Source organism: Gammaproteobacteria bacterium, assembly GCA_028819075.1.
Taxonomy (GTDB): Bacteria; Gemmatimonadota; Gemmatimonadetes; order Longimicrobiales; family Gaopeijiaceae; genus BD2-11.
Genome location: JAPPMM010000028.1, coordinates 218,052 through 229,908 on the forward strand (window position 1 = coordinate 218,052; position 11,857 = coordinate 229,908).

9 protein-coding genes are annotated in these 11,857 nt (G+C 67.2%); 4 read left to right on the top strand and 5 right to left on the bottom strand.

Annotated elements, in window-relative coordinates; all coding sequences use genetic code 11:
* Nucleotides 1-23: 23 nt before the first annotated feature.
* On the bottom strand, nt 24-1,364 hold the full coding sequence (locus tag OXU32_07065; GenBank protein MDE0073727.1) for an amidohydrolase family protein: 1,341 nt from the start codon (nt 1,362-1,364) through the stop codon (nt 24-26).
* Between the two features lie 243 nt (nt 1,365-1,607).
* Here OXU32_07065 and OXU32_07070 point away from each other — a divergent pair, with 243 nt between their 5' ends.
* Complete coding sequence (locus OXU32_07070) at nt 1,608-2,669, top strand: PA0069 family radical SAM protein (protein ID MDE0073728.1); 1,062 nt, start codon at nt 1,608-1,610, stop codon at nt 2,667-2,669.
* 1 nt (nt 2,670) lies between these two features.
* Here OXU32_07070 and OXU32_07075 read toward each other — a convergent pair whose 3' ends face one another.
* Both OXU32_07075 and OXU32_07080 read right to left on the bottom strand, forming a co-directional pair.
* Nucleotides 2,671-3,792, bottom strand: coding sequence for a serine hydrolase (locus OXU32_07075; protein MDE0073729.1), 1,122 nt, complete (start codon nt 3,790-3,792; stop codon nt 2,671-2,673).
* An 85-nt stretch (nt 3,793-3,877) separates the two neighbouring features.
* Nucleotides 3,878-5,212, bottom strand: a complete 1,335-nt coding sequence (locus OXU32_07080) for an amidohydrolase family protein (GenBank protein ID MDE0073730.1) — start codon at nt 5,210-5,212, stop codon at nt 3,878-3,880.
* A gap of 223 nt (nt 5,213-5,435) precedes the next feature.
* Here OXU32_07080 and OXU32_07085 point away from each other — a divergent pair, with 223 nt between their 5' ends.
* From OXU32_07085 to OXU32_07095, 3 genes are all read left to right on the top strand, one after another.
* Nucleotides 5,436-6,335, top strand: coding sequence for a flap endonuclease (locus OXU32_07085; GenBank protein MDE0073731.1), 900 nt, complete (start codon nt 5,436-5,438; stop codon nt 6,333-6,335).
* A gap of 140 nt (nt 6,336-6,475) precedes the next feature.
* Complete coding sequence (locus tag OXU32_07090) at nt 6,476-6,694, top strand: hypothetical protein (GenBank protein MDE0073732.1); 219 nt, start codon at nt 6,476-6,478, stop codon at nt 6,692-6,694.
* The gene (locus tag OXU32_07095) at nt 6,691-7,485 is read left to right on the top strand and encodes a tryptophan 2,3-dioxygenase family protein (GenBank protein ID MDE0073733.1); all 795 of its coding nucleotides are present in this window, start codon (nt 6,691-6,693) and stop codon (nt 7,483-7,485) included. The genes OXU32_07090 and OXU32_07095 overlap by 4 nt, the downstream gene beginning before the upstream one ends.
* 40 nt (nt 7,486-7,525) lie before the next feature.
* On the opposite strand, the gene OXU32_07100 is transcribed toward OXU32_07095, so the two are convergent.
* A complete protein-coding gene (locus OXU32_07100; GenBank protein ID MDE0073734.1) occupies nt 7,526-8,617 on the bottom strand; it encodes an amidohydrolase family protein in 1,092 nt (363 codons plus the stop codon).
* 89 nt (nt 8,618-8,706) lie between these two features.
* On the bottom strand, nt 8,707-11,646 hold the full coding sequence (locus tag OXU32_07105) for a TonB-dependent receptor (GenBank protein MDE0073735.1): 2,940 nt from the start codon (nt 11,644-11,646) through the stop codon (nt 8,707-8,709).
* Between the last annotated feature and the right edge of the window lie 211 nt (nt 11,647-11,857).

Consider the following 11,857-nt stretch of genomic DNA (forward strand, 5'->3'; position numbering starts at 1 on the left):
CGGCCGCTCCGCAACGTCTGCAGTCATTTGTACCTCACGCCGTCCTTGACAACCATCCGCACATAGCCGAGGACGTTGATGTCGAAGAGCGGATTCCCCTCCACGACGATGATGTCGGCGAGCTTGCCCGGCTCTATCGTGCCCAGATCCCTGCCCCGGCCGATGACCTCGGCCCCCGTCTTGGTCGAGGCGGAGATCGCGGCGAGCGGCGTCATTCCCGAGTCCACCAGAGCGGAAATCTCCCGCCACGCGGCCTCCGTGTGGAAGTTCATCGGCGAACCCGAATCGGTGCCCATGGCGATCACCGCGCCTCCTTCGATGAACTGCCGCGCCGCAATCTCCGAGTTGCGGATCTGGCGGGGAGTCGTCCGGAAATACGAATTCCGGTGGAAGTCCTCGAAGGAACGCTGGAACTCCCGGTACAGGTCGGGCGGCAGATCCTCCTTCAGCCTGCGATCCTGCAGCCGCTCCGGAAACTCGAGGGTCGCGGGATAGACCCAGATGCGATGGGCGATGGTCTGGACCACGGGGATACCGCGGTGCGCCACCTCGGCGATGAGATCGTCGCTGTAGGGCGGGTTGCCGCCCGAACCCGCGTGCTGGATGACGTCGGTGCCGGCCCGGATGGCCGCCCACATGTCCTCCGGCGCATAGAGATGGGTGTGGACCTCGACCCCCCGCCGATGTGCGGCCTCTACGACCGCCCGCATGTCGTCTTCGGTCATCCCCGCCCAGATCTTGATGACGTCGACTCCGGCGTCGATGAGGTCGTTCGTCTGCTCGGCGGCCTCCGCCGGGGATGCGATGCGACGCTGGAACCAGTCCGGCCACTGCCGCCCGGCGCGCGTGATCCAGGGGCCGCTGACCAGCATGCGCGGACCCGGGAGGCGGTCTTCGTTGATGTCGTCCCGCACGTTAAGGATCTCCATCGGCGCGCCAAGATCCACAGCCGTGGTGACCCCCGCCATCAGGAGCTGCTTCGCCGAGATGGCCATCATCTCCTCGCGGGCCTTGTCGAGGATGGGCCACCACTCGGAGTACTCCCCATGGCCGAGGATCATCAGGTGGACGTGCAGGTCGACCAGCCCGGGGAGCATGGTCATGCCCTCCGTGCTGATGATCTCGGCGCCGGTGGGGATCTCGACCTCCGTCGCCGGTCCCACTGCGACGATCCGGTTGCCCTCGATGACGACCGCCGCGTGATGGATGGGAGGCGTCTCGTACCCGTCCAGCAGCATCCCGCCCACCAGGGCCACCGTTCCGTCCTGCGCGCTGGCCGGGTGGGGCGAAACGAGGCCCGGAAGAGCGAGGCCAAGGATCAGAGCACCTGCCGCGAGCGCTCCCGGTGGACGCGGTTTCTGCATGGGATCGACTCCTCCGCTGCTTGCTGCTTAACGCGGGCGTGGCTCTCAGGGCGAGTGCGGCGCCCGAGCGTCCAGCATACCGCCGCCGCCGGACTTGCGACACCGCCCGCGCGCGCCTCCGCGCCACCCTTGCGCGACTACGGCCGGTCATGTTACCGAATAAACACCGAATATTCCCCGAACCCTCACCCGAGTCCGTGACAACTTCCCGGCTCCGGGACCCTGATGGAAGAGCAAACCCCCATGCGACTGCCTGTCAGAGGCCGTGGAGCCTCGCACGACCTGCCAAACCGCTTCGAGCGGCTTCATCTGGAGCCGGAAGCGGAGTTCGGTGGTGAGGGCGAAAAGCCCCGCAAGACCCGATTCTTCATCGACCGGTCGCGCAGCGTCATCTCGCACAATTCGAGTCCGGACCTGGGCTTTGCGGTCAGCCTCAATCCCTACCGGGGGTGCGAGCACGGGTGCAGCTACTGCTACGCCAGGCCCACCCACGAGTACCTGGGGTTCTCCGCGGGGCTCGACTTCGAGAGCCGGATCATGGTCAAGCCCGATGCCGCGGAGCTGCTCAAAAGGGCGTTGTCCGCGCGCGCCTGGACGCCTCAGACGCTCGCGCTCAGCGGCGTCACCGACCCGTACCAGCCGGTGGAGCGCCGGCTGGGAATCACGCGCGCCTGCCTGGAGGTGCTGCTCGAGTGCCGGCATCCGGTGTCGATCGTCACGAAGAACTACCTGGTGGCGAGGGACGTCGACATCCTCTCGCGCATGGCGGAGCATGGGACGGCGATGGTTACGCTGTCGATCACGACGCTGCGCAAGGATCTCCGCCGGGTGATGGAACCGAGAACCTCGATTCCCGCCCGCAGGCTGGCGGCGGTGCGGGCACTGGCGGACGCCGGAGTCCCCGTGGGGGTCAACGTGGCCCCGCTGATCCCGGGACTGAACGACCACGAGCTTCCGGAGATTCTCGGCGCTGCGCGCGAGGCTGGCGCTTCGCACGCGGGGGTGATGATGCTGCGGCTCCCTCTCGGAGTGAAGGAACTGTTCGCCGAATGGCTCGAGCAGCACTTCCCTGACCGGCGCAAGAAGGTGCTCGGCCGGCTCAGGGAAGCGCACGGCGGGAGGCTCTACGACTCCCGTTTCGGGCGGCGTGGGCGAGGGAGGGGCCCCTTCGCCGAGCATCTGGGCAACCTCTTCCGGGTCAGTTGCCGCAAGCTCGGGCTGAAGCGGCGATCGTACGAGCTGGCGACCGACGGGTTCCGCAGGCCCGAGCGGGGCGGTCAGATGCGCCTGTTCGACGCGGGCTGACTCAGCGCAGCGCTCCCAGCAGCTCCACGAGGAGTTCCTGTCCCGCCGCGCCCAGGCTGGCCTGGCCCTGGTTGTAGTTGCGGAGCAACACCACGCCGAGCCCCGACTCCGGCTCGAAGAGCATGTAGGCGTTGTAGCCGGCCACCGAACCCGAGTGACCGATGAGCCGGGCTCCGCCGTCCGTGGTGCGGATCATCACGCCGAGGCCATAGCCGTCGTCGGGGTCCTCGGGCGTGTGAACCCGGCTCATCTCCGCGACGCTCTCATCGGAGAGGATCGCGGGCGATGCCCTTCCCTGCAGCGCGCCCATGAAGCGGGCCAGGTCGCCGACGGTCGAGTAGACGCCCCCGTTGGGCACCTTGTAGCCGCGGCCGGCGTGCTCGCGGGTCGGCTGCTCCGGGTCCGGGTTTCCGTCGCCCCGGTTCACGTAGCCGACGGTCAGCCGGGGCGCGAGTTCGGGTCCGATGACGAAGGTGGAACTGGTCATGCCCAGCGGCTGAAAGACGTCCTCTTCGACGAACTCCATGAAGGGCCGCCCCACGGCCCTCGCCACGGCCAGCCCCAGCGTGCCGTAGCCGATGTTGGAATAGGAGTACTCCGCTCCCGGCGCGTTCTGAAAGCGGCTCAGCGGAATCGATTCGACGACGCGCTCCTGCCAGATTCCGATGGGCCCGGAGGCGGCGATGTCCCAATCGGGCTCGCGCACCAGCCCGGAGGTGTGGCTTGCGAACTGACGCACGGTTGGCGCCGGAGCGCCCGCCATCGCCCCGGGGAACCGGGCGGTCGCCGGAAAGATCTCGCTCAGCGGCTGGTCGAGGTCGATGAAGCCCCGCTCCACCGCCCGCATCATCGCCACGGCGGTGACGGTCTTGGAGATGGAGCCCGTCCGGTAGATGGAGCCCACCCCGGCCCGGATGCGGCGGTCGCGGTCGGCCCAACCGAAGGCCCGGGCCCATACAACGTCGCTGCCCCTCGCAACGGCCGCGCTGACCCCGCCGACATCGTCGGCCGCCACCTGCGCCTCCATCTTCTGTTCGAAGCGGGAGATGGCGGCGTTCCACGCGTCGGCGTCGACGTTCTGGGCAAAGGCCGGACTCGCACCGAGAAATGGTGCGAGCAGCAAGACGGTTGCGTAAGTCATTGTCATTATTGACAGACGACCTGACAAAGCAGTGGCTCCGCGCACCATCCGGCGCCGATCCCTCGGCTCAGTTCCCCATCTCATCCGCGATCTCCTCCAACCTTCTCTGGATTTCCTCTTCGGCCAGCCAGCGGCCACGGAACATGACCCCCGCGCGGTCGGCCACGTTGGCCACGTCGGACAGCGGATTCGCGTTCAGCAGCAGAAGATCCGCGCGCCGCCCGACCGCCACCGTGCCGAACGAGTCCCTACCCTGGAAGTATTCGCCCACGTTGCGGGTCCCGCTGACCAGGATCTCCCAGGCGGACATCCCCGCGTCGGCCATCGCCTTCAGCTCGCGATGGATCGAGAAACCCGGCACGCTGAAGATCTGGGGCGAATCGGTCCCCAGGAGGATGCCGGCATCCCCGTCCGACAGCGCCTTCAGCACCCGATTGCGGTTCGCGGCCCACTGCGCCGCCCGCTCGGGGCTGGTCCGGGATGCCGCGGCCCGCTGTCGGCCCTCCCAACCCTCCACCTGGAATCCGGGCCAGTAGCGCATCTCAGGGTAGCGCGCCATTTCGGCGGCATCGCCCCGGCCGATGATGCCGACCTCCCAGAGGACCATGGTGGGGACCACCCAGGCGCCCGCGTCGCGGGTCAGCTGCACGATGTACTCGAGCCGGTCCTCATCGACCTCGCCCTCGAAGGCGTCCAGGAACTCGATGTAGCCGTCGAGGTGGTCGAAGGTCTCCTGGCCCATGAGGATGGCATGCTCGAGCCCCACATCTGCCGGCACATGTCCGGCGAAGCGGATCCCCACCTCCTGGGCAGTGACCGCCATGGCGTTGTATTCGTCGAGCGTGGGTCCCGGATGGATCTTCAGCAGATCCCAACCCTCACGCTTCTGCCGACGTACCTGCTGCTCCGCCTCCGCGGGGGAGTTCACGCTCCCGTCATTGAAGCTCGGGCCGGCCATGTAGAGCGTCGGCGCGACGATCTCCCCGGCGTTGGCCCGCTCGCGCAATGCCAGATGCCCGTCCTGTCCCAGCATGCCGCGCACCGTGGTGACGCCGTTGGCCACGTAGAGGAACATCACCGTTTCCTCGATGTTGCCGCCCGGCATGTGCCCATGCATCTCTGCGAGGCCGGGCATGAGGTACTTTCCGGCGGCGTCGATGACCATGGCGCCGGCGGGCGGGTCGACCGATGCCGACGGGCCCATGTCCACGATGCGCCCATTGGAGACGACGACCGTATGATCGGCGAGCACGCCCTCGCGGTCCATGGGCACGACGTTCGCATTGACGAAGGCGGTGGTGCGCTGCGGCGGCACCTGGGCGTCCATGTCCTGCGGCAGGGCAAGGCCGGCGATGGCCAGCCATGACGCGGCGAGAATGGTTCGGGGGGCGGGAGCATGCATGTCGATACCTCCTCTACTGATCGAGCGATGCCGCACATCGGGGGGATGCTGCGCACACCAGGGCCCTGTGGCATCAGAGTCCCTTCGTCAATAAGGCTGCGCCCGGAATCGCGTGTCAATCGGGGACCGGGTTGTAGTCGATGGGCGCGCAATTGCGCACCGGACCGTCCAGCCCGCATGGTTCCCCTTCACGATCGCCCGGCCCCCGAACATCCGACCGCCCGTGAACGTCCACCTCATCGACGGCACCTACGAGCTGTTCCGCCACTTCTACGCGGTCCCGTCCCGGGAAGACCGGGCGGGCCGCGAGGTGGGCGCTCTCGTTGGCGTGCTGCACTCCCTGCTGGGCATGCTGGAGGCGGGCGTCACGCACATCGGGGTCGCCACCGATCACGTCATCGAGTCGTTCCGAAACGACCTGTGGCCGGGCTACAAGAGCTCGGCAGGCATCGATCCCGCGCTCTGGGCGCAGTTTCACCCCCTCGAAGGCGCTCTGGCGGCGATGGGGGTGGCGGTATGGCCGATGGTCGAGTTGGAAGCCGACGACGGGCTTGCCTCGGCGGCCCGGCTGGCGGGCGCGGACCCGGCGGTGGAGCGAGTCTTCATCTGCACGCCCGACAAGGACCTCAGCCAGTGCGTCTCGGGGACCCGCATCGTGCAGTTCGACCGGCGGCAGCGAGCGTTGCGCGACGAAGACGGGGTGGTGGACAAGTTCGGGGTGCGGCCGGCCTCCATCCCCGACTACCTGGCGCTGGTGGGCGACAGCGCGGACGGGTTCCCGGGCATCCCGGGCTGGGGCGCCAAGTCGACCTCCGCGGTGCTCGCTCACTACGGGCACCTGGAGGCCATCCCGCTCCGGAGCCTGCCCTGGGGCGTCGCCGTGCGGGGCGCGCCGAGGCTGCAGGAGAATCTCCGCACCGGATGGCGGGACGCGTTGCTGTTCCGGGATCTGGCCACCCTGCGGGATGACGCCTCGCTGTTCGGCAACCTCGATGAACTCCGCTGGAGCGGAGCGACCCCCGGCTTCGAGCGCGTCGCCGAATCGCTGGGAGACGCCCGGCTGGCCGAACGGGTCGAGACGATCCGCTCCCGCGGGGAAGCGGAGTCCGGGCCGTCGGTTTAGATTAACCGGGCTGTCACGGAGTCCTTCCCGAGGAACGTCTGCTGAGGGCCACGATCACGGCGGCCAACCGAGGGCCCGCCGGAGGCACGATCCGCGGGAGGTGCGACCTGAGTTTTGCCTATCACGTCACCTCCGCGGACGTGCTTCTGGTTCTGGAGGCGCACGGCGCCGCGGAGTCGGAAGAGGACGACGAGGTCCTGGACGCGCTCTACCTCGTCAACGAATGGGAAGGGCGGATCTCCGAGGTCGCGCTGGAACATGACGGCGCCCACGACAGCCAGCTCGCCGTCTGGCACGAGATCGAGGCCATCCTCATCGAGGAAGGCTACCTGGAGGAACCCCCGAGGCTCAGCGAGTGACCCGCAACCCCGAAGCCGTCAACTACGAGCGCTATCTCAGGCTGGATGAGCTGCTCCGGCTCCAGAAGCCGAGGGACGACGTTGAGCACGACGAGATGCTGTTCATCGTCATCCACCAGGTCTACGAGCTGTGGTTCAAGGTGCTCCTCCACGAGATGGACTACTGCTGTCGCCTGCTCGAAGACGGAGACGCGCCACGGGCTCAGCATACGCTCAAGCGCATCCTCACCATCCTCAAGGTGCTGGTCGCGCAGCTCGACATCCTCGAGACCATGAGCCCCGTCGAGTTCCTGACCTTCCGCGACCATCTCGACACCGCCAGCGGCTTCCAGTCCGACCAGTTCCGCGCTCTCGAGTTCTGCCTCGGCTGGAAGCACAGGGCCGCCATGAAGCGCTTCGAACCGGGGAGCCGCGCGCGGCTGGATCTCGAGCGCCGCTGGAGCGCGCCCACGTTGTGGGACTGCTTCCTCCGCTACCTGGCCACGGAGGGATACGAGGTTCCGGGCACAAGCCTGGAGCGGGACGTGACGCGGCCGGTGGTGACGGACGAGGCCATGCAGGAAGTCCTGATCCGCATCTATCGCGGGGACGCGCGCAACGCCCAGTTGTGCGAGCGCCTGGTGGACCTGGACGAGGGGCTGCAGGAATGGCGCTACCGCCACATGAAGATGGTGCAGCGGACCATCGGCCATAAGCCTGGAACCGGCGGATCCGCGGGGTCCCGCTACCTGGCCACGACGCTCAACAAGCCGGTGTTTCCGGATCTGTGGGAGATACGAGCCCGGCTGTAGCGGCAATCCCGCCGGGCGCCGCCGCCGTTCCGGGGCTCTCTCAGGCCCCCGCGCATATCCTCGGCGCCGTGTAGTCCAGCCCCAGCAGGCGAAAGTAGTTCTGGCCGAGCGCGATGTTGCGGAAGGCGGTGTCGTCCAGATAGCGCAGGATGCGGCTGGTGACTTCCAGCTCGGTGCGGTAGACCTCGAAGTCCTTGTCCCTGGAAGCCAGAAAGTCCGTCCCCGGAAGAACGCGCTCCGAGTACTCGTTCAGGAACCGCACGTAGGGTGCCCTCGCCTCGGGATCCGAGAAATAGGCGTCGTCCAGCACCCGCCAGGAGATATCGAGCATCAGGCGGGGATGGCGGTCCAGCATCGACTCCACGATCGCGATGTGCTCGGCCGGGGGCATCCGCGTCAGCTCCCGCGACAGGCCCATGTGCACCCACACGATGTCGTTGTCCGGATACAGGGCGAGCGCCTCGTCCATCAGCGGAAGATAGAGGGTCGGATCTTCGTCGTTGCCCAGGTCGGAGTGGATCGCAAGCGGCATGTCCCGGTCCCGGAGCGCGGCCATGAACGGCGCCCAGTCGTCGAGCACTTCGCGCGGAACCGCCCCGCGGCCGTTCGCGAACACGGCCTGCTTCGCCAGGTTGACCTCGCCCATCCACGAGAAGACGCCCGGATATTCCTCCTCCAGGCGATGCATTTCAGGGAGGATGGTGGCGGGGCGCGCCAGATCGGGGAACGTCATCGACATCGTCAGATGGACGCGCGCGAACGGGCTTGCCAGGTACCCGGCGGCGTTGGCGACATCGTTTTGCGGCGACGGAGTCAACGGTGTGCCGGGACAGTCCAGGTAGTAGGTGCAGGACGAGAAGTCCGGAAGCGTCTGGCCGATCCCGTAGACGTTGGCGAACAGCACGCCCGTCTCCTCCAGGTACCCGACGAGTTCCTCGAAGGGGATCTCCGGACCCCCGAAGGGACGGAAGTGAAGGTGGGAATCGACGACGGCGGTCTGGGGCTCGGCGGAACGATCGTAGCAGGCGGCTTCGCCGGTCCGATACAGCTCGAGCGCCGAAGACGAAACGCAGCCGGTGGCGACCGGCAGCGCGAAGGCCAGGAGGCGGGGGATGGGCCTGGACAGAGACATCACTCTCCAAAGAACGGCCCCGGAAGGTCGCCGTGCAACCTTCCGGGGCCTTGTGATGCTGCTTCCGCCGATGGCGGATCAGCTGCGCGTTACCACGTGTACCCCAGCTTGGTGTAGACGAAGGCCCCGTTGAAGCCGAAGGGCGTGAACTGGCCGAACCGGTTGCCGACGCCGTCCGCCGCGCCCGGGTATTCCTGAGGCTTCGTGTTGAGGACGTTCTGGGATCCCACAGTCAGCATCCAGTTGTCGCTGAGGGAATAGGCCCCCTCCACGTCGAAGAGGACGCGGGACGGGTAGTCGATCGTGTTGCTGGAGTCGCTCTCGTAGTAGGGCTGCTCGCCATCGTAGTAGCCGCCCCAGTGGCTGGCCCGCACCAGGAGGCGCATGCCGCTGGCGAAGTTGTGGTTCACCGAGACGTTGGCGCGCAGATTCGGCAGTCCCTCCTCCAGAATGCGGATTCGGCCCGAGCTCAGCGTCTGCGGATTGAACTCGGTCACGGTGGTGCGGTTGACGTTCCAGGCGGTGCTGAAGGTGGTGCCGGAACCGTCGCCGCCCGCCACCCGGTACGCGGCCACCCAGTCGATGCCCTGGCTGCGCGTCGAGAAGTCGTTGATGAAGAAGCGGAATCTGGCGAGCACGCCGCCCGGGCGGATGATGCCTTCGGCGAGCAGGCGGTCGATGTCCATGGGACTGAGGCTGAAGTCCTGCGTGAAGGTCAGCCGGTCGGACATGCTGATCTGATAGGCGTCGAACGACATGTTGAAGTTGCCGCTCTCGACCACGGCGCCCACGGCCAGGTTGACCGAGGTCTCCGGCACCAGCGGTTCGCCCCCGTACTCCACGGCCAGATCGGAGGTGGAGGGGATGGTGCCGTTGTTGGTCAGGTCCATGATGACCGGGTCGTAGATCGTGGAGATGTTGAACGCGTTGGACTGCCCCGGCGTGGGGGCGCGGAACCCCGTGCTCGCGCTAGCGCGAAGGGCGAAGCCCTCAGAGACCCTGGTGCGGGCGGAGATCTTGCCGTTCAGCGTGCTGCCGAAGTCCGAGAAGTTCTCGTAGCGGGCCGCCAGGCCGAAGGTCCACGCACCTTCCGGCTCCCGGATCTCCAGGTCGCCGTAGGTCGCCACGTTGCTCCGGTTCCACACACCCTCGGTCAGCGGACCGAAGCCGGTGAATCCGTTCGACCCCGGAGTGAAGCCCTGGCTGGCGAGCGGTCCCTCGGTCCAGGAAGCCTGGTCGCCCGGGACGATCTCGAAACGCTCGTTCCTCCATTCGGCGCCGCCCGCGAGGTTCACGCGCTCGTTCACCGCGTAGGAGACGTCGAAGTTCAGGTTGACTTCCTGCTGGTCGTAGATGCCCGGGTTGAAGTACGGCGTGCAGGGCTGGTCGGGAACCGCGACCGAGGTGCCCTCGGCGCTGCAGGGCTGGTCCGGCCCGAGGGAGGCGTTGACCGTGTTGTACATGTAGAAGTCCATGTTGGACTTGCCCCAGGCCACGCTGCCGTCCCAGTCCAGGCGCCCGCTGGTGCCCCTGAGGCCCGCCACTGCGGAGCCGTCGAGCACGTAGGCGCCGAACTGAGGCGTGAAGCCTCCGGGGAAGATCTTCCGGAAGGTGAAGCAGTTGGGGTTGGCCATGACCTGGTTGAACGCCTCACGGTCCCTGATGGTCCCGCTCGCGGGGTCGACCAGCACCCTGGGGCAACCGGCCGCGCCCATCATGCCGCCCTGGGCCTCGAGCAGGTCTCCGACCAGAAGGATGGACCGCTCCCATTCCGGATCGCATGGCTGGTCGCCGAAATAGCGCGGGCAGCCGGAGGTGGCGAACACGCCGCTGCGGGTGCCGGGGTTCCGGAAGTAGAACCCGCCCTCAACCTGCTTGCTCACGTAGTTGGCGTGTCCGTAGAACGAGAGGGCGTCGCTGAACAGGTAGCCGGTGTTCGCCCAGATCTTGAGTTCGTCGCTGACCTGGGGGGAGCCCCAGATCTGCGCGGGCGTGCGCACGCTCGTGTTGCCCTCGTGGACGACCAACCCTACCGCGTCCCGGCGCTGCGTGCTGCGGTCGGTGGGATTGGCGTTGCCGTATTCGCCGGTCAGGTTGAGGAAGCCGTTCTCCCCGAGCGGCAGGCCGAAGTTGCCCGCGATGCTGTACATCTCACCGTCGCCGGGGATCGTGCCGTCCTCGAAGCGCGCCCCGGTCCGCGACATCATGTTTCCGCCCGTCTTGATCTCGATGGCGCCGCCGGACCGGTCGTTCTTGAGGATGAAGTTCATCACCCCCGCGATGGCGTCGGAGCCGTACTGGGCCGCCGCGCCGTCGCGCAACACCTCGGCCTGCTCCAGCGCCAACCCCGGAATCATCGCGAGGTCCGGGCCCTGCGATCCGTCGGCGAGGCCGTTGCCGTACCAGGTGATGACCGCCGTGCGGTGGCGCCGCTTGCCGTTCAACAGAATCAGCGTGTGGTCGGGCGCGAGGCCGCGCAGGTTCGCCGGACGGGCGAAAGTGGCCGCGTCGCTGATGGGCTGGATGTTCACGTTGAACGACGGCACCACGTTGCGGAGCAGGTTGGCGAAGTCGTTGTCGCCCTGGTTGACGATCTCCGCGTTCGGGATCACGTCGATGGGCACCGCGGACTCGGTCACCGTGCGCGGCCGCGCCCGCGTTCCGATGGCGACGATGCCCCCGAGCGTGATGGCCTCCTCGCTCAGGATCACGTCCAGTTGCGTCGCCTGCCCGGCCGTGATGGTCACTTCCTGCCGCTCGGCGGCGTAGCCGATCAGCTGGATCTCGACGATGTGCGACCCGGCGGGAACGCCGCCGATGCTGAAGGAACCGTCGTTGTCGGTCAGGCTGCCGATGTTCAGCGCGGAGATGAACACCTGCGCGCCGACGACTCCCTGGTTGGTCGCGGCATCGCGCACCGTGCCCTCGAGGGAGCCCTGGGCGTGCGCCGCTGCGGGTAGCGCCGCGAACAGGAGCATGAACGCGGTCAGCTTGAGGAATCGATTCGAGTTACTTGCGGGCAAGCTCATTCGGAAGACCCTCCTGATGAATGAAAACGGGACGTAATCAATGCGACTCAGCGACTCCGACCTGCCGCAAGACGGCAACTTCGGGTCGCGATGTTTGGATTGCACACCCAGGAGTTACGGACAGGTTCCCGGGAAAACGACAAAACGCCTTCTGGAAGCGACATAATGCCTCCGGCCACATGCTTCGGACACCCGTCGGGGCTAACATCAG